General features: G+C 73.9%; 16 protein-coding genes. 7 read left to right on the top strand and 9 right to left on the bottom strand.

Annotated features, from left to right (window positions below):
* The first annotated feature begins 88 nt into the window (after positions 1 to 88).
* The 5 genes from QWY28_RS19240 to QWY28_RS19260 are packed head-to-tail and all read left to right on the top strand — an operon-like array spanning position 89 to position 5,968.
* Positions 89 to 841, top strand: a complete 753-nt coding sequence (locus QWY28_RS19240; RefSeq protein ID WP_300954249.1) for an enoyl-CoA hydratase/isomerase family protein — start codon at positions 89 to 91, stop codon at positions 839 to 841.
* Complete coding sequence (locus QWY28_RS19245; protein ID WP_300954250.1) at positions 834 to 2,279, top strand: AMP-binding protein; 1,446 nt, start codon at positions 834 to 836, stop codon at positions 2,277 to 2,279. Before QWY28_RS19240 ends, QWY28_RS19245 begins: the two co-directional genes overlap by 8 nt.
* Complete coding sequence (locus QWY28_RS19250; RefSeq protein WP_300954251.1) at positions 2,276 to 3,907, top strand: amidohydrolase; 1,632 nt, start codon at positions 2,276 to 2,278, stop codon at positions 3,905 to 3,907. Before QWY28_RS19245 ends, QWY28_RS19250 begins: the two co-directional genes overlap by 4 nt.
* Positions 3,904 to 4,503 carry a GNAT family N-acetyltransferase gene (locus tag QWY28_RS19255; protein WP_300954253.1) on the top strand — a complete coding sequence of 200 codons (600 nt, stop codon included), beginning with the start codon at positions 3,904 to 3,906 and terminating at the stop codon, positions 4,501 to 4,503. The genes QWY28_RS19250 and QWY28_RS19255 overlap by 4 nt, the downstream gene beginning before the upstream one ends.
* A 58-nt stretch (positions 4,504 to 4,561) precedes the next feature.
* A complete protein-coding gene (locus tag QWY28_RS19260; protein ID WP_300954254.1) occupies positions 4,562 to 5,968 on the top strand; it encodes a KamA family radical SAM protein in 1,407 nt (468 codons plus the stop codon).
* A 9-nt stretch (positions 5,969 to 5,977) separates the two neighbouring features.
* On the opposite strand, the gene QWY28_RS19265 is transcribed toward QWY28_RS19260, so the two are convergent.
* Positions 5,978 to 6,457 carry an Lrp/AsnC family transcriptional regulator gene (locus QWY28_RS19265; protein WP_300954256.1) on the bottom strand — a complete coding sequence of 160 codons (480 nt, stop codon included), beginning with the start codon at positions 6,455 to 6,457 and terminating at the stop codon, positions 5,978 to 5,980.
* 119 nt (positions 6,458 to 6,576) lie between these two features.
* Here QWY28_RS19265 and QWY28_RS19270 point away from each other — a divergent pair, with 119 nt between their 5' ends.
* Together QWY28_RS19270 and QWY28_RS19275 are read left to right on the top strand one after the other, a co-directional pair.
* Positions 6,577 to 7,479 carry a 5'-3' exonuclease gene (locus QWY28_RS19270; protein ID WP_300954352.1) on the top strand — a complete coding sequence of 301 codons (903 nt, stop codon included), beginning with the start codon at positions 6,577 to 6,579 and terminating at the stop codon, positions 7,477 to 7,479.
* Between the two features lie 37 nt (positions 7,480 to 7,516).
* Positions 7,517 to 8,173 (top strand): SDR family oxidoreductase, encoded by a 657-nt coding sequence (locus tag QWY28_RS19275; RefSeq protein WP_300954258.1) that lies wholly within the window; start codon positions 7,517 to 7,519, stop codon positions 8,171 to 8,173.
* A gap of 248 nt (positions 8,174 to 8,421) precedes the next feature.
* Here the strand turns inward: QWY28_RS19275 and QWY28_RS19280 are convergent, their stop codons facing one another.
* The 8 genes from QWY28_RS19280 to QWY28_RS19315 are packed head-to-tail and all read right to left on the bottom strand — an operon-like array spanning position 8,422 to position 16,763.
* Positions 8,422 to 11,211 carry a DEAD/DEAH box helicase gene (locus tag QWY28_RS19280; protein WP_300954260.1) on the bottom strand — a complete coding sequence of 930 codons (2,790 nt, stop codon included), beginning with the start codon at positions 11,209 to 11,211 and terminating at the stop codon, positions 8,422 to 8,424.
* Positions 11,208 to 12,089, bottom strand: a complete 882-nt coding sequence (locus QWY28_RS19285; protein ID WP_300954262.1) for a diacylglycerol kinase — start codon at positions 12,087 to 12,089, stop codon at positions 11,208 to 11,210. Before QWY28_RS19285 ends, QWY28_RS19280 begins: the two co-directional genes overlap by 4 nt.
* A 48-nt stretch (positions 12,090 to 12,137) precedes the next feature.
* Positions 12,138 to 13,097: a DUF389 domain-containing protein gene (locus QWY28_RS19290; RefSeq protein ID WP_300954264.1), complete on the bottom strand. Its 960-nt coding sequence runs from the start codon at positions 13,095 to 13,097 to the stop codon at positions 12,138 to 12,140.
* A gap of 58 nt (positions 13,098 to 13,155) precedes the next feature.
* Complete coding sequence (locus QWY28_RS19295) at positions 13,156 to 13,572, bottom strand: hypothetical protein (RefSeq protein ID WP_300954266.1); 417 nt, start codon at positions 13,570 to 13,572, stop codon at positions 13,156 to 13,158.
* Between the two features lie 8 nt (positions 13,573 to 13,580).
* Complete coding sequence (gene tatC, locus QWY28_RS19300; protein ID WP_300954268.1) at positions 13,581 to 14,426, bottom strand: twin-arginine translocase subunit TatC; 846 nt, start codon at positions 14,424 to 14,426, stop codon at positions 13,581 to 13,583.
* A gap of 13 nt (positions 14,427 to 14,439) precedes the next feature.
* Complete coding sequence (gene tatA / locus QWY28_RS19305; protein ID WP_300954270.1) at positions 14,440 to 14,706, bottom strand: Sec-independent protein translocase subunit TatA; 267 nt, start codon at positions 14,704 to 14,706, stop codon at positions 14,440 to 14,442.
* Positions 14,707 to 14,754: 48 nt separating this feature from the next.
* Positions 14,755 to 15,768 carry a helix-turn-helix transcriptional regulator gene (locus QWY28_RS19310; protein WP_300954272.1) on the bottom strand — a complete coding sequence of 338 codons (1,014 nt, stop codon included), beginning with the start codon at positions 15,766 to 15,768 and terminating at the stop codon, positions 14,755 to 14,757.
* Positions 15,765 to 16,763, bottom strand: a complete 999-nt coding sequence (locus QWY28_RS19315; protein WP_300954274.1) for a helix-turn-helix transcriptional regulator — start codon at positions 16,761 to 16,763, stop codon at positions 15,765 to 15,767. Before QWY28_RS19315 ends, QWY28_RS19310 begins: the two co-directional genes overlap by 4 nt.
* Between the last annotated feature and the right edge of the window lie 10 nt (positions 16,764 to 16,773).

Here is a 16,773-nt window from a genome sequence, read left to right on the forward strand (position 1 = left end):
CGTCTCCCGGGGTCGCTTGCCCGCGACCGGTGCCGCGAACTACCGTCACGCTAGTCGATCGATCGATCGATCGACCAGACGAGGAGGCATGAGCGTGGTCGTCGGCTACGAGTACGACGGGCGGGTTGCCCGGGTCGTCCTGGACCGGCCCGAGCGCCTCAACGCGGTCACGGCGGACCTGACCGACGGCCTGGTAGCGGCGCTGCGCCGCGCGCTGGCCGACGGCGCACGGGCGGTCGTGCTCAGCGGGAACGGCCGGGCCTTCTGCGCCGGGCACGACCTCAAGGAGGAGCCGCCGGTCGAGACGGTCCTGCAGACCCGCGCGCGGCTCGAGGCCATCCAGGACGTCACCCGGCTGGTCCGCGAGCTGCCGGCGCCGGTCGTCGCGGCCGTCCACGGCTACGCGCTCGGGGCGGGCTGCGAGTTCGCGCTCGCCTGCGACGTGGTCGTCGCGACCGAGGACGCCGCGTTCGGCTTCCCCGAGGTCGGCGTCGGTCTCTCGGTCACCGGCGGCATCTCCCGGCTGCTCCCCCACCTGGTCGGCTGGGCGCGGGCCAAGGAGCTGCTCCTGCTCGGGGAGCGGGTCAGCGGGGCCGAGGCCGCGCGGATCGGCATGGTCGCCCGCGCCGTCCCGCCCGGCGAGCACGAGACCGTGGCGCTCGACCTGGCCCGGCGGCTGGCCGAGCGGCCGCCGCTGGCCGTCAGCCTCGCCAAGCAGGTCCTCGACCAGGGGCTCGACGCGACCTTCGGCGAGGCGCTGGCCCGCGAGGTCGACCACGCGGTCCTCACCTCGCTCTCCGGCGAGGGCGACGCGCCCCGCGAGGCGTTCGGCCGTGGCTGAACCGGCGCCGCTCCCCGGCGACCTGGTCGCCGCCGTCGAGCACGCGGCGGCCACCTGGCCGGACCGGCCGGCGTGGACGTTCGAGGCCGCCGACGGGAGCACCACCCGGCTGAGCTTCGCCGAGGTGGCGGAGCGGACGGCGGCGTACGCCGCGGCGCTGGGCGAGCGCGGGGTCGGCCCGGGCGACCGGGTGGCGGTGATGGTCGGCAACGAGCCCGGCTTCCCGCTGGTGTGGCTCGCGCTGGCGCGCCTGGGGGCGGCGGTCGTGCCGCTGAACGTGCGCTACCGCTCCGCCGACGCCCAGCACCTCGTCGACGACGCCGGCGTGCGGCTGGCCGTCACGACGGCCGAGCACCGGGCGGTGCTCGACGGCCTCGAGCGGGCGCCCGAGGTCCTCCTGCTCGACGCGCTGCGGTCGGCGGCGACGTACGAGCAGGGGCCGGTCGACCCCGAAGCGGTCGTCAACGTGCAGTACACCTCGGGCACCACCGGCCGGCCGAAGGGCTGCCTGCTGACCCACGGCTACTGGACGACGCTCGGCGGCTCGATGCTGCGGGAGTTCCCACGGCTGCGCTCGGACGACGTCCTGCTGACCGCGCAGCCCTTCCACTACGTCGACCCGCAGTGGAACGTCGTGGCCGCGCTGCTCGCCGGGGCGCACCTGGTCGTGCTCGACGGGTTCCACCCCTCGACGTTCTGGCAGCGCGTCCGCGCGCACGGCGTCACGTACTTCTACTGCCTGGCCTCGATGCCGGTGCTGCTGCACAAGATGCCGCCGGACGCCGCCGACCGCGACCACCGCGTGCGCGCGGTGCAGTGCTCCGCGATCCCGCCGTCGCTGCACGCACAGCTCGAGGAGCGCTGGGGCGTCGGGTGGTACGAGGCGTTCGGCATGACCGAGACCGGAGCCGACATCCGGGTGACCGACGCCGACCACGACGAGCTCGTCGGCACCGGCTGCCTGGGTCGCCCCGCAGGCCACCGGGAGGCCAGGGTCGTCGACGGCGAGCTGTGGCTGCGGGGCCCCGGCATGATGACCGGCTACCTCGGCCACCCCAGCCCCTTCCGGGACGGCTGGTTCCCCACCGGCGACCTGGCGCGGGTCGACGAGCACGGCCGGGTCTTCCTCCAGGGCCGGCTCAAGGACATGATCCGGCGCAGCGGGGAGAACGTCGCCGCGCACGAGGTCGAGGAGGTCCTCATGAGCCATCCTGCGGTGCGGCTGGCGGCCGTCGTGGGCGTGCCCGACGAGGTCCGCGGCGAGGAGGTCATGGCGTACGTCGTCGCGCCGGACCTGTCCGCCGACGAGGTGCCTGCGGCGCTGGCCGCCTGGTGCGGCGAGCGGCTCGCGGCGTTCAAGGTCCCCTCGCGCTGGGCGGTGCGCGACGAGCTGCCGCTGACCGCCTCCCACCGGGTCGCGAAGGCACAGCTGCGGTGACCGGCTCGCACTCCCGGGGCCTGCGGGCCGACCTGCTGCTCACCAACGCCCGGGTGCGGACGCTCGGCGGGCCCGAGCACGACCTGGTCGCCTCGTCAGTCGCGGTCCTGCACGGGCGCGTGGTCGCGCTCGAGGACGTGCCGGCGCACCGCGTGCTCGACCTCGACGGCGCGGTGGTCGTGCCCGGGTTCCACGACGCGCACAACCACATGGCGTGGTACGGCCTGTCGCTGGCCGAGGTGGACCTCCGGCTCCCGTCGCTGGACGAGGTGTACGCCGCGGTCGCGGCGCGGGCGGCGACGCTCGGGCCCGACGCATGGGTCGTCGGCGCGGGCTACGACGAGAACAAGCTCAGCGGCCATCCCGACCGCGACGCGCTCGACCGTGCGGCCGGCGGGCGCCGGGTCTGGCTCAAGCACACCTCCGGGCACATGTGCGTCGTCTCCTCCGCGGTGCTGGCCGACCTCGGGATCGGCGACGCTCCGGTCGACGTCCCGGGCGGTCTGGTGGTCACGGACGCGGCGGGGCGGCCGACCGGCCTGCTGCAGGAGCAGGCGCAGGCGCTGCTGTCGCGGCTCGTGCTCCCCTACCCGGTCGCCACGCTGGTCGACGCGATCGAGCGGGCGGGCCGCGCCTACCTCGCCGAGGGGATCACCAGCGTGGTCGAGGCGGGGGTCGGCGGCGGCTGGATCGGGAAGAGCCCGGTGGAGGTGGCGGCGTACCAGGCCGCGCGGGACGCCGGCCGGCTGCCGGTCCGTGTCGAGCTCATGGTGGCCGCCGACGTCCTGCACCCGCTCGCGGCGCACGAGGAGGACGGGCTCGCGGCCGGCATCGACCTCGGCATCCGCACCGGGCTCGGCGACGACCGGCTGCGGATCGGCCCGGTCAAGGTCTTCTCCGACGGCTCGCTGATCGGCCACACCTGCGCGCTGACCGAGGACTTCGCCGACACCCCGGGATCCCGGGGCTACCTGCAGGACGACGCCGACGCGCTGCGGACGCGGATCCTCGACGCCCACCGCTCCGGCTGGCGGGTCGCCGCGCACGCGATCGGGGACGCCGCGATCGACCTCGTCCTCGACGCCTACGACGAGGCGCAGCGGCGGTGGCCGCGCCCCGACGTGCGGCACCGCATCGAGCACTTCGGCGTGGCCCGACCCGACCAGGTGCGGCGCGCGGCCGCGCTCGGCGTCGTGCCGGTCCCCCAGGGACGGTTCGTCGGGGAGATCGGCGACGGCATGCTCCGCGCGCTCGGGCCCGCCCGGACCGGCTGGGCCTACCGCGGGCGGTCGCTGCTCGACGCCGGCATCGTCGTGCCGGGCAGCTCGGACCGGCCGGTCGTCGACGGCCGCCCGCTGCTGGGCATCCACGACCTGGTCAACCGCACGACCGACGGCGGGCAGCCGCTGGGCCGCGAGGAGGCGATGACGGGGCTGGAGGCGCTGACGGCGTACACGCTGGGGTCGGCGTACGCCTCGCACCAGGAGCACGAGCGCGGGCAGGTGCTGCCCGGGCGGCTGGCCGACCTCGCCGTGCTCTCCGAGGACCCCGCGACGGTCGAGCCGTCGCGGATCCGCGACATCGAGGTGCTGCGCACGGTGCTCGGCGGACGGCTGGTGCACGGATGAGCCCGCTGGTCGAGGCCGCCGAGCTCTCCCCCGCCGACCTCGCGCAGGTGCGGGGGATCTACGAGGCGTCGTTCCCCGACGAGCTGACCGCGCCGTTCGAGGACCTCCTCGTCGACCGGCTGCTCGTCCACGTCGACGCGGACGGGCCGGCGGGGCTCGCGCTGGTGCGCGACCTGGGGCCGACGACGTGGACGTTCCTGCGCTACTACGCCGTCGGGCGGCGCGGCCGCGGCACGGGCTCGACGATGTGGGCGCACCTGGTCGGTCTGCTCGCAGCCGAGGGGCGCACCCGGCTGGTCTGGGACGTCGAGGACCCCGACGAGCCGGGGCTCTCGCCCGACGCCGTCGACGAGCACCGCCGGCGGATCTCCTTCTACGAGCGGCTGGGCGGCCGGCTGCTGCCGGTGCGGGACTACGAGCCGCCGCACGACGACGGGCACGCGCCCCGGCTCCTGCTCATGGACGCCTCCCTCGGCCCGCAGCCCGATCCTGCGCCGCTGCGCGAGGTGGTCGAGGCGGTCTTCCGCTGGCGCTACGGACGGACTGCCGACGACGAGGTCGTGCGCCGCACGTTGGCAGCCAGTGGATTGATCTGACGAAAGATCCTTCGGCGCGGGACTAGGTGTGGCGCAGATCATCCGTTACCGTCGCCCCATGAGCATCGACACCTCGATCGGCCTGGAGACCGGCCAGCCCTACCCGTACCAGCGGGTCGAGCTGGTCGAGCCCGACTGGACGCGCTTCCCCGGGTGGCGGGAGGTCACCCGCGCGGACTGGGAGTCGGTGCAGTGGCAGCGCGCGCACTGCATCAAGAACGTCAAGCAGCTGCGCGACCTCATGGGTGACCTGCTCGACGAGCGGTTCTACGCCGACCTCGAGCAGGACCAGCGCGAGCGGGCCACGATGTCGATGCTGGTGCCGCCCCAGATGATGAACACGATGGTCCCGCACGCCGTCCCGGCCGGTCCCGGCTCGCTGACGGAGGCCTTCTACGGCGACCCCGTGCGCCACTACATGATCCCGGTGCTCTCCGACCGGCGGACGGACTGGCCCTCGCACCCCTACGCCAGCCGGGACTCCCTGCACGAGCACGACATGTGGGTCGCCGAGGGCCTCACCCACCGCTACCCGACCAAGGTGCTGGCCGAGCTGCTGCCGACCTGCCCGCAGTACTGCGGGCACTGCACCCGGATGGACCTGGTCGGCAACTCGACGCCGGCGGTGGACAAGCTGAAGTTCCTCGCGAAGCCGACCGACCGGCTCGAGGCGATGCTCGACTACCTCCGCCGGACGCCGCAGGTCCGCGACGTCGTCGTCTCCGGTGGCGACGTGGCGAACATGCCCTGGCCGCGGCTCGAGGCCTTCGTGACGGCGCTGCTCGAGGTCGAGAACATCCGCGACATCCGGCTGGCCACCAAGGCACTGGTCGGCCTGCCGCAGCACTGGCTCCAGGACGACGTCCGCGCCGGCATGGCCCGCGTCGCTGGGCTGGCCCGGGCCCGCGGGGTCTCGCTGGCGATCCACACCCACGCCAACCACGCGCACTCGGTCACCCCGCTGGTCGCCGACGCGGCGCGGGCGATGCTCGAGGCCGGCGTACGCGACGTGCGGAACCAGGGGGTGCTGCTGGACGGCGTCAACGCCGACCCGCACGCGCTGCTCGACCTGTCCTTCGCGCTGCTCGACGGCGCCGGGATCATGCCCTACTACTTCTACATGTGCGACATGATCCCCGCCGCCGAGCACTGGCGGGTCTCGCTCGGCGACGCGCAGCGGCTGCAGACGGCGATCATGGGCTACCTGCCCGGCTTCGCCACGCCGCGGATCGTGTGCGACGTGCCGTTCGTCGGCAAGCGCTGGGTGCACCAGGTGACGTCGTACGACACCGAGCGGGGCGTGTCGTACTGGACGAAGAACTACCGCACCTCGATCGAGGCGAACGACCCCGAGGCGCTGACCCGGACCTACGAGTACCACGACCCGATCCACACCCTGCCCGCCGCCGGCCAGGAGTGGTGGGCCCGCCGGGCCGGCCTCGACGCCGGTCTCTCGCTGGCCTGAGGCCGCCGGTCAGCGGTCGCCGAGGTCGGTCTCGGCGGCGCTGACGGGCCGGTTCTCGTAGAAGGTGTTGAGCACGATCGTGGTGCGCGTGCTGACGTTCGCGGCCGCCCGGATCCGGGCGAGCAACCCCTCGAGCGCCGAGGGCGTCTCGGTGCGGACCTTGAGGATGTAGGACTCCTCCCCCGCCACCGACCAGCACGACTCGATCTCGGTGATCGCGCGGAGCCGGTCCGGGGAGTCGTCGGGCTGGCTGGGGTCGATCGGCCGGATCGAGATGAACGCCGTCAGCGGGAGCCCGACCTGCTCGTGGTCGATCGTCGCGCCGTAGCCGAGGATCAGCCCCCGCTGCTCGAGCCGCTTGACCCGCTGGTGCACCGCGGACGTCGACAGTCCCGTGGCCTTGCCGAGGTCGGTGAACGACATGCGCCCGTCGGTCGCCAGCAGCGCCAGGATGTGCCGATCGGTCGCCTCGACCTCGCCGCTGCTCACGGCGGCCACCCTAGCCACGCTCGGCCGGCCGCGCGCGGGGACCGGTCGATCGCGCGTCGCCGGGCCCGGCGGTGGCGTTCTGACAGGATGCCGCCGTGACCACTCCGCCCGGCCGCCTGATGCTGCTCGACACCGCCTCGATGTACTTCCGGGCCTTCTTCGGCGTGCCGGAGATCAAGGCGCCCGACGGCACCCCGGTCAACGCCGTGCGAGGGCTGCTGGACTTCATCGCCCGCCTGGTCGACGAGTACCGGCCGACCGACCTGGTCTGCTGCTGGGACAACGACTGGCGCCCGCAGTGGCGGGTCGACCTGCTGCCGTCGTACAAGGCTCACCGGGTCGTCGAGGTGGTCGCCGGCTCCCCCGACGTCGAGGAGGTGCCGGACCCGCTCGAGGTGCAGGTGCCGATCATCCGCGACGTGCTGGCGGCGTACGGCATCCGCGTGCTCGGCGCCGACGGCTACGAGGCCGACGACGTGATCGGGACGCTGGCCACCGACGCCGGCCAGCCGGTCGACGTGGTCACCGGGGACCGCGACCTGTTCCAGCTCGTCGACGACGAGACCGACGTCCGGGTGCTCTACATCGCCCGCGGCGTCGGCCGGCACGAGCGGGTCACCAACGACTGGGTCCGCGAGAAGTACGGCATCGATGCCCGGCAGTACGCCGACTTCGCGACGCTCCGCGGCGACGCCTCCGACGGCCTGCCCGGCGTGGCCGGCGTCGGCGAGAAGACCGCTGCCAGCCTGCTGGGCCGGCACGGCGACATGGCCGGCATCCGGGCCGCCGCCCTGGACCCCGACTCGGGGATGGCACCGGGGCCGCGGGCGAAGCTCAAGGCCGCGGCCGACTACCTCGAGGTCGCCCCGCGCGTCGTGGCGGTCGCCCGCGACATCGACCTCGACCGCACGGGCACCGCGCTGCCGCGCACGCCGCGCGACCCCGAGCGGCTCGCCGCCCTGGCCGAGCAGTGGGCCCTGACCAGCCCCGTGGACCGGCTCAGCGCGGTCCTCGCCGGCTGAGCCGGGGGCTCACCGACCCGTCCGTACGGTGGGGAGCATGACCCAGATCGCCATCGTCGGGGGCCACGGCAAGGTGGCCCAGCACCTCATCACGACGCTCGCCGCGCGGGGTCACACCCCGGTCGCGCTCGTCCGCAAGGAGGAGTACCGCGACGAGCTCGAGGAGAAGGGCGCCGTCGTCCGCCTCCTCGACATCGAGCAGCAGGACGCGGCCGCGTTCGCCGAGGCGTTCGAGGGCTGCCACGCCGTCGTCTTCGCCGCGGGTGGCGGAGCGGACGGCGACATCGAGCGCAAGCGCACCGTCGACCTCGGCGGGTCGCTGAAGTCGATCGAGGGCGCTCGGGAGGCCGGCATCGAGCGCTTCGTCCAGGTCTCCGCCATCGGCGTGGACGCCCCGCTGCCCGACGACACCGAGGACGTCTGGCGTGCGTACGTCGAGGCCAAGCGCGACGCCGACGCGGCGCTCCGGGACAGCGGGCTGGCCTGGACGATCATCCGCCCCGGCGCCCTCACCGACGACCCCGGCACCGGGCTCGTCACGCTCGGCGAGTCCGTCGAGCGCGGCGAGGTGACCCGCTCCGACGTCGCCGGTGTCCTGGCCGTCTGCCTCGACGAGGACGCCAGCATCGGCCGGCAGTGGGAGCTCGTCGGCGGCGACACCCCCATCGCCGACGCCGTCACCTCCGCCTCCTGACCCGCCGGTCGAGCAGGCAGGCGCGCCAACGCCGTGTTGTCGAGGCCCGGTGAGGTGCGGCGAGGTCCGTCGAGGTCCGGGCGAACACATTCGTTCAATTGTGCGGTTCTAGCCGCCCGGGAGCGCGTTTAACCACAATTTCCGCACAATTGAACGAATGTCGACGCGCCCGACCCGACCGACCCCGCCCCGACCCGACCGACCCCGCCCCGACCCCGAATCCGGCCTGGGCAGCGGCTGAGGGTGCTTCAGTCGGCGATGGCGGAGTACGCGACGACACCGCGCCGCAGCCGCTTGACCACGTCGCGGGCGGTGGCCCGCAACGGGGTGTCGCCGGCGGCGTCGGCCACCTGGCCGGCGAGGTCGAGCAGCTGCTTCATCCAGCGCACGAAGTCACCCGCGGCGAGCTCGGAGGCGCCGAGGACGTCGTCGAGCTCGTCGCCCTCGGCCCAGCGGTAGGCCATCCAGGCGAACCCGAGGTCGGGCTGGCGCAGGAAGTCGAGGCGGTGCTCCTTCTCGAGCCGGTCGAGGTCGCCCCACAGGCGCACCATCTCCTCGACGACCCCGCGCACGCGGCCACCGGGGATGCGCGGGGACGACTGGTCGTCGGCCCGCCGCGCCTCGAAGACCAGCACGGAGAGCACCGCCGCGAGCTCGGAGGCGGTGAGGTCGTCCCAGAGGCCGTGCCGCATGCACTCGGCCGCCAGCAGGTCCATGTCGGAGTAGATCCGCATCAGGTGCCGGCCGCGGTCGGTGACGGTCTCGCCCTCGAGGTAGTCCAGGACGCTGAGCACGTCGCAGACCCGGTCGAACTGCCGGGCGACGGTGTTGGTCCGCTGCTCCACCCGTCGGGCCAGGGTCGCGGCGTCCCGCTCCAGCTTGAAGTACCGCTCGGCCCAGCGGCTGTGGTCCTCGCGCTCCGGGCAGGCGTGGCAGGGGTGCGCCTTGAGCTGGCGACGCAGCTCGGCGACCTCGGGGTCGACGTCGGCGTCGGGCGAGCCCTTGCGCCGGCGCACGGCGGGCGGCAGGTCGCGGGTGCGGTCGCGCAGGGCCGAGGCGAGGTCGCGCCGCATCTGCGGGTTGCGGCCGTTGAAGCTGCGCGGCACCCGCAGCCGGGCCAGGGACTCCACGGGGGTCTGGAAGTCGATCATCGCGAGCCGGCGCGCCTGCCGGTCCAGCGTGACGACGTACGGCCGGGGGCCCTCGTCGCTGTAGCCGGGGTCGACCACGACGGCGTACCCCGCGAACTTGCCGGACGGCACGTCGATGACGTCGCCGGGCTTGAGCCGCGCGAGCGAGGCGATGACCTCGTCGCGGCGGTCCTGGCGGCGGGACCGGCTCGCCTCCTTCTCGACGTCGGAGATCCGTCGGCGCAGCGCGGCGTACTCCATGAAGTCGCCGAGGTGGCACTGCGCCGCCTCGCGGTAGCCCTCGAGCGCGTCCTCGCTCTTCCGCAGCTGCCGGGCGAGCCCGACGACGGCCTTGTCGGCCTGGAACTGCGCGAAGGACTGCTCGAGCAGCTCGCGCGAGCGCGCCCGGCCGAACTGGCTGACCAGGTTGACCGCCATGTTGTACGACGGGCGGAACGACGAGCGGAGCGGGTAGGTGCGGGTCGAGGCCAGGCCGGCCAGCTCGCGGGGGTTCATGCCCGGCTGCCACATGACGACGCCGTGGCCCTCGACGTCGAGGCCGCGACGGCCGGCGCGGCCGGTCAGCTGGGTGTACTCCCCCGGAGTGATGTCGGCGTGGGTCTCGCCGTTCCACTTGCTGAGCTTCTCGATGACCACCGTGCGCGCCGGCATGTTGATGCCCAGCGCGAGCGTCTCGGTGGCGAAGACGACCTTGCACAGCCCGCGGAGGAACAGCTCCTCGACGCACTGCTTGAACGCCGGGAGCATGCCGGCGTGGTGGGCCGCGACGCCGCGGGTGAGGCCGTCGAGGAAGTCGTGGTAGCCCAGGACGTGCAGGTCCTCCTTGGCCAGGTGGCGGGTCGCCTCCTCGACGTAGGTGGTGATCTCGTCGCGCTCGGCCGGCGTGGTCAGCCGCACCCCGGCGTTGAGGCACTGGGTGACCGCGGCGTCGCAGCCGACCCGGCTGAAGATGAACACGATGGCCGGGAGCAGGTTCTCCCGCTCGAGCCGGTCGATGACGTCGTACCGGCTGGGGATCCAGACCCGGCGCCCGTTGCCGACCTGCCGCGCCCCGCGGGCGCCCGAGCCGCGCGGGGAGCGCCGGTCCTTGATCCGCGAGGCGGCCCAGTCGTCGCGGGCCACCTTCATCAGCTCGTCGTTGACCGGTGCGCCCTCCTTGACGAAGCCGGCGGCGGCGTCGACGTCGGAGGAGGCGAACAGGTCCAGCAGCCGGCGCCCGACCATGACGTGCTGGTAGAGCGGCACCGGCCGCTTCTCCTCCACGATGGTGGCGGTGTCGCCGCGGACGGTCTCGAGCCACTCGCCGAACTCCTCGGCGTTCGAGACCGTGGCCGACAGCGAGATCAGCGACACCGACTCCGGCAGGTGGATGATGACCTCCTCCCAGACCGCGCCGCGCGACCGGTCGGCGAGGTAGTGGACCTCGTCCATCACCACGTAGCCGAGCCCGATCAGGGTCCGCGAGCCGGCGTAGAGCATGTTGCGCAGCACCTCGGTGGTCATCACCACGATCGGCGCCTCGCCGTTGACCACGTTGTCGCCGGTCAGCAGGCCGACCTGCTCGGGGCCGTAGCGGCGCACCAGGTCGTTGTACTTCTGGTTGGACAGCGCCTTGATCGGCGTGGTGTAGAACGCCTTGCGGCCGGTGGCCAGCGCCAGGTGGATCGCGAACTCGCCGACGATGGTCTTGCCCGAGCCGGTCGGGGCGGCGACGAGCACCCCGCGCCCCTCCTCGATGTGCTCGCAGGCGCGCACCTGGAACTCGTCGAGCGGGAAGTCGTGGAGCGCGCGGAAGTCCTTGAGCACCGGGTGCTGCTTGGTCGCGCGGTACGCCGCGTAGCGCTGCGCCGGGGTGAGCTGCTCGTCGTCGTGCTGCTCGGCGGTCATGCGAGAACGGTAAGCGCGCCGGGAGCGGCCTCGACGGTCAGGGGCAGCGCGCCGAACCGCTCGCCGTCGGCGTACGACACGATGCCCGGCGCCGCGACGGTCACGGAGCGGACCCGGTGGTGCTCGTACTGGGGCAGGACGGTGTGCGTGCCCGCGAACAGACGCGGGTAGGCGCGCACCAGGCCGACCTTGCTCAGCGGCTTGATGATCACGACGTCCAGCATGCCGTCGTCGAGCAAGGCGCCCTCGGTGATGCGCAGCCCGCCGCCGAACGAGGGTCCGTTGCCGACGGCCACGAGCATGGCGTCGGTGCGGACCCGGCGGCCGTCGAGCTCGAGGGTGTAGGGCAGCGGCTCGAAGACGCGCAGCTCGGCGAGCGTGGCGAGGTTGTAGCGCATCTGCCCGCGGGGCCAGGTCATCGCGTTGGCGCGCTCGTTGACGATCGCGTCGAAGCCGGCGGCGAGCACGGTGACGAAGTACCGGGCGCCGGACCGGGCCAGGTCGATGGTCCGGGTCCGGCCGCCGATGACCCGGTCGGCGGCGGCGAGCGGGTCGGTCCGCGGCAGGCCGAGGTTGCGCGCGACGTCGTTGCCGGTCCCCGCGGGCACCAAGCCCAGCGGTACGCCGGTCCCGGCGAGCGCCTGGACGGCGAGGTGCGCCATCCCGTCCCCGCCGCAGACCACCAGCGCCTCCACGCCGTCGGCGACCGCCGCCCGGGCGAGGTCCAGCGCCTCGTCGGCGTCCCGGCCGACCAGGTCGCGCACGCCGAGGCCGGCGTCGCGGAACCGGCCGAGCGCCGCCGTGCGGTGGCGGGCGCCGCGGCCCTTGCCGGCCGAGGGGTTCGTCAGGAGCGCGATCTCGCGGGAGCTGCCGGCCACGCGCGAGAACCTACCGCCGCGGCCCGGGCCCCGGCGCGGATCGGCCGATCAGCGGAGCGCGGCGCGGGCCAGCCGCCGGGCCCGGTGGTGCGACATGCGCCGCCACACGACCTGCTGGAGCGCCAGCGTGGCCCACCCGGCGAGCACCATCCCGGCGACGTTCACCACCAGCTGCAGCACGCTGCCCACGACCTCGTCGGTCGCCCCGAAGGCCACGCCGAGCGCGACGTTGCCGGCCGCCGGCACCGTCGTCACCGAGATGAACACCCCCGACAGGCCGCCCACCTTGGCCGAGGTCAGCGACAGCACGCCGGCTGCCGCGGCGATGAGCGCGACCACGAAGGACCACCGGTCCGGTGAGTAGATGAAGTCGGTCCCGGGGCGCTCGCCGGTCACGTCGGAGGCGTGGACCCACCCGAGCCACCGACCGACGAGGGCGGCGACCGTGGCCACGGCGATGGCCACCGCGAAGCCGACCACGAGCGTGCGCGTCGCCCGACCGAAGAGGGAGCCGCGCCGTCGCACCGCCGCCAGTCCGAGCGCCGCGATCGCCACGAACTCCGGGCCCAGGACCATCGCGCCGATCACCAGCACCTGGGAGTCGACCACGATCGCGACCGAGGCCAGCAGCGTGGCCAGGGTCATGAAGGCAAGGTAGGTCCAGTTCAGCTCCGACTCCTCGTACGCCCGCTGGGTGACGTCGGCCCAGACCACGGCGTCGGCGCTCGAGCCGGGCGTGTGCCGCTCGGCGTCGTAGCCGGCGCGCGAGACCCAGGTCGTCACCGGCTCGAGGTGGATCGTCCCGCACTCGGGCACGCCGAGCCGGTCGAGCCGGTCGACGATGTCGTTCGCCGCCTCGCGGGCCACGTCGGCGAGCACGAGGTCGCCCGGCGGGAGCCGGGAGGCGCCGGCCAGGACGGCGAGCTGGCTGACGGCGGGGTCGCCGTCGAGCGCGGCGACGACCTGCTCGGTCAGCTCGGCGGGCGAGGTGATCCGCAGCTGGAGCATGGCGCGCAGTCTGCACCCTGCCGGCCGGTCTCGCCCGGCGGGCCCGGCGGGCCGGCCGCTACCGCGAGCGGCGCTCGTCCCCGAGCCGCAGCAACGCCGCGTAGCGCTCCGGTGCCGCGCCGACGGCACGGGCCAGCCGCTCGAGCGCGTCGAGGACGCGGTCGGCGGTGAACGTCGTCCCCGGCACGGCGAGCGCCATCCGGTCCTCCCGGCGTACGACGTCGACCTGGCCGTGCCGCCAGGCTTGGTGCGCCCGTCGGCGCGCGTCCTCGTCTGCCACCGGGGCCGGCCAGGCCTCGTCGACGGCGAGCAGGTCGCAGGCCAGTCGCTCGGTGCCGCCCGAGCCGCCGCTGAGCAGGCCTCGGACCAGGTGACCGGTCCGGACGCCGGTCTCGGGGCTCCACGTCACCTCACCCGCGCCGAGCCACTCGGGGAGGTCGAAGGGGTCCTGGGGCTCCAGCACGGGGGCCGTCACGGGCGCCGTCACAGGGGCGAGAGCGCGTCGTCGTCCCACTGGTCGGTGCTGTCGGCGCCGCGGCCGCGCGAGCGGTCGACGAGCCGGGCGACGAGCTCGGCGACGAGGAACAGCACGAGCATGGGGAGGGCGAGCATCAACATGGAGAACGGGTCGGTGGAGGGGGTCGCGACGGCGGCGAAGATGAACGTGCCGATGACGATCCAGGGTCGGTAGCGGCCCAGGGCCTTGCCGCTGACCACGCCGGCCAGGTTGAGCATGATGACGAACAGCGGGATCTCGAAGGCGACGCCGAAGACGAGCAGCATCCGGGTGAAGAAGCCGAAGTACTCCCCGAACTCGACGAGGTTCTGCAGGCCCTCCGGCGTGAAGCCGATGAGGACTTCAAGCCCCTTGGGCAGCACGTAGTAGCCGGTCGCGACGCCGATGATGAAGATCGGTCCGGCGACGGCGGCGAAGACGCGGGTCCAGCGGCGCTCGTGGGAGTGCAGGCCCGGCACGATGAACGCCCAGATCTGGTAGAGCCAGAACGGGCTGCTCGCGACGATCGCCGCGACGCCGGCGAGCTTGAGCTGCAGGAGCAGCGGTCCGCCGGCCGAGGCGATGTAGGCGGTGGTCTCGGCCTGGCCCTCGAGGGCGGCCTGGGCGTCGTAGTAGGGGTCGAGGATCAGGTCGAGGAGCCAGGGGTCGTAGACGACCAGGCCGACCACGAAGGCGATGAGGAAGAACACGACCGCCTTGAGCAGCCGCGCCCGCAGCTCGCGCAGGTGGTCGGACAGCGCCATGCGGCCGTCCGCGCCCACCGGGTGGTGCGGTCGACCCCTGAAGAGGTCGAGGACCCCGGAGATGGACAAGCGGGACCCTGGATCAGGCGGTGTCGCCGCGGCGCTGGCGCTCGGTCTCGGCGTCGAGCTGCGCCTGCTGGCGCGCCTCGAGCTCGCGCTGCTCGGGGGTCTTGGTGGCGTCGTCCTCGTCGTCGTCCATCAGGCCCTTGGTCTCGGCCTTGAAGATGCGCAGCGCCCGCCCGCTGCCTCGCGCGAGCTCCGGGAGCTTGGAGGCACCGAACAGCAGGATCAGCACGGCCAGGATGATGAGCAGCTCGGTGGTGCCGAGGCCTGCGACGAGCGGAGACATGGAGATCCTCACGGGTGCTGGAGTGCGGGGGTGGGGTGCCCGGTCAGTCTACGCCGGGTCGGGGTAGAGGCTCAGCGCCTGCTCCACGGCGGCGGTGAACGGCTCGGTGAACTCTCGGGGCACGACGACCCGGCCGTGCGGCGCCAGCCGGAGCAGCAGCCGCAGCAGCCAGCGGTCGTCGGCGACGACCAGGTCCACCTCGAGCGAGCCGTCGTCCCGGGGCCGGACGTCCTCGACGGGGTAGTACTCGGTGACCCAGCGGGCCGGCGGGTCGAGGTGGAGGGTGACCCGGCGGGTCTCCTCGGACTGGCTGAAGATCCCCTCCCCCAGGTCCCGCGGGGCGGTCGGCTCGGTCTCGATCGGCTCGTCGAGGACCTCCAGCCCCTGGATCCGGTCGAGCCGGAACAGCCGGGGCGCCTCGGCCCCGTGGTCCCACGCGTCGAGGTAGGTCCAGCCGTGGTGGGTCACCACGCCGCGCGGGTCGACCACGCGCTCGGACTGCTCGTCGCGGCTCGGCACCCAGTAGGTCATCCGGACCTGCCGCCGTTCGTCGGCGGCCTGCTGGAGGCGCGTCGCCCGCAGGGCGAGGTCGACGTCGGCGGCGTCGAGGCCGGGGTCGACGCGCGGCGCGGCCTCCGCGGCCGCGGCCTCGAGCTTGGCCAGGGCGCGGTCGACGATCCCGCGGGTCTCCTCGCCGGCACCGCCCCGCAGCGCGCGCAGGGCGACGATGATCGCGGTCGCCTCCGTGGGCGTCAGCCGCAGCGGGCGAGCCAGGTAGTCGGCGTTGGAGATCCGGATGACGCCGTCCGCCTCGGGTCCCTCCAGGGAGTCGAGGTCGACGTCGATCAGGTCGTCGGGGTAGCCGCCCGGGAGGCCGACCATCAGGAGCACCTTGAGGTCCTTGACGACCTGCTCGGGAGGTACGCCGAGGGCCGCCGCGGCGTCGTCGACGCGGACCTGGCCGTGGGCGTGGAGGTACGGCACGAGCGCGAGCAGTCGGCCGACCTGGTCCTTGGCCCCGCTCGCGGCCGGCTTGGCGCGGGATGCCCGCCGGGCGCTCACGACGCCCGCTCCCCCGGCCGGACGCTCTCCAGCGCGGCCCGGAGCCGGGCGACGACGGTCTCGCGCAGCCAGGCCGGCTCCTCGACGACCACGTCCGCGCCGTGGGCGAGGATCTCGTCGGCCGCACCGGGGATGCCGCGCGTCAGCACGAGACGGTCCCACGCGGTCCGCTCGTCGGGGCCGGGCACGCCGGTCTGGGTCTCGTCGGCGTTGCGGCGCAGCGCGTACCCGGCGCCGGCGCGCACCAGCACGACGGTGCGGTCGCTGCTCGGCGGTGGCGCCAGCCGGCGGGCCACCTCGCGCACGTCGGTGCCGGGCGGGACGTCGTACGAGCCCGGCTCGCCGGTGCGGCGCGCCTCGCCCTGCACGCGCGAGAGCCGGAAGACCCGCTCCGCACCGCGGTCGGTGTCCAGCCCGACGACGTACCACCGCCCCGAGTAGCGCGCGACGCCCCACGGCTGCAGGTGCCGCCGTGTCGGCGTCACCTCGCCGCTGCGCAGGTAGTCGAACTCGACCGGGGTGCGCTCCGTGGTGGCCTCGAGGAACACGTCGAACGACGGCTCGTCGGCGGTCAGGCGCGGCTCGACGATGTCGAGGGCGCTGACGTCGACGGGTACGCCGAGGGCGACCAGCTTGCGGACCGCCTCGGTCGTGGCGTCGGCGAGCCGCGCGTGCTCCCACACCTTGGTGGCCAGGGCGATCACGGAGGCCTCGTCGGCCTCCAGGTCGATGGCCGGCAGCGCGAACTCGTCGGGGCGGATCCGGTAGCCCGGCTCGTCGTCGAAGTAGGCGTCGATCTGCCCGACCTCGATCGGCACGCCGAGCGAGCGCAGCTCGTCCTTGTCGCGCTCGAACATCTTCTCGAACGCCTCGTCGCTCGTCCCCGGGTAAAGGATCGAGCGAATCCGCTCCTTGGGCACGAACCGGCGCTGGACGAGCAGCATGATGAGCAGGTTGAGCAGCCGCTCGGTCTTCTTGCCGGTCGTCCCGCTCATCGCTCTCCCG

Source organism: Nocardioides oceani (assembly GCF_030412965.1).
GTDB classification, from domain to species: domain Bacteria; phylum Actinomycetota; class Actinomycetes; order Propionibacteriales; family Nocardioidaceae; genus Nocardioides; species Nocardioides oceani.

What these genes read in the sequence shown, in the direction of transcription:
- QWY28_RS19240 (WP_300954249.1), top strand. Translation starts at nt 89, where the DNA reads ATGAGCGTGGTCGTCGGCTACGAGTACGACGGGCGGGTTGCCCGGGTC.
- QWY28_RS19280 (WP_300954260.1), bottom strand. Translation starts at nt 11,211, where the DNA reads ATGACCGCCGAGCAGCACGACGACGAGCAGCTCACCCCGGCGCAGCGC.
- QWY28_RS19315 (WP_300954274.1), bottom strand. Translation starts at nt 16,763, where the DNA reads ATGAGCGGGACGACCGGCAAGAAGACCGAGCGGCTGCTCAACCTGCTC.
- QWY28_RS19260 (WP_300954254.1), top strand. Translation starts at nt 4,562, where the DNA reads ATGAGCATCGACACCTCGATCGGCCTGGAGACCGGCCAGCCCTACCCG.
- tatA (WP_300954270.1), bottom strand. Translation starts at nt 14,706, where the DNA reads ATGTCTCCGCTCGTCGCAGGCCTCGGCACCACCGAGCTGCTCATCATC.
- QWY28_RS19275 (WP_300954258.1), top strand. Translation starts at nt 7,517, where the DNA reads ATGACCCAGATCGCCATCGTCGGGGGCCACGGCAAGGTGGCCCAGCAC.
- QWY28_RS19255 (WP_300954253.1), top strand. Translation starts at nt 3,904, where the DNA reads ATGAGCCCGCTGGTCGAGGCCGCCGAGCTCTCCCCCGCCGACCTCGCG.
- QWY28_RS19290 (WP_300954264.1), bottom strand. Translation starts at nt 13,097, where the DNA reads ATGCTCCAGCTGCGGATCACCTCGCCCGCCGAGCTGACCGAGCAGGTC.
- QWY28_RS19270 (WP_300954352.1), top strand. Translation starts at nt 6,577, where the DNA reads ATGCTGCTCGACACCGCCTCGATGTACTTCCGGGCCTTCTTCGGCGTG.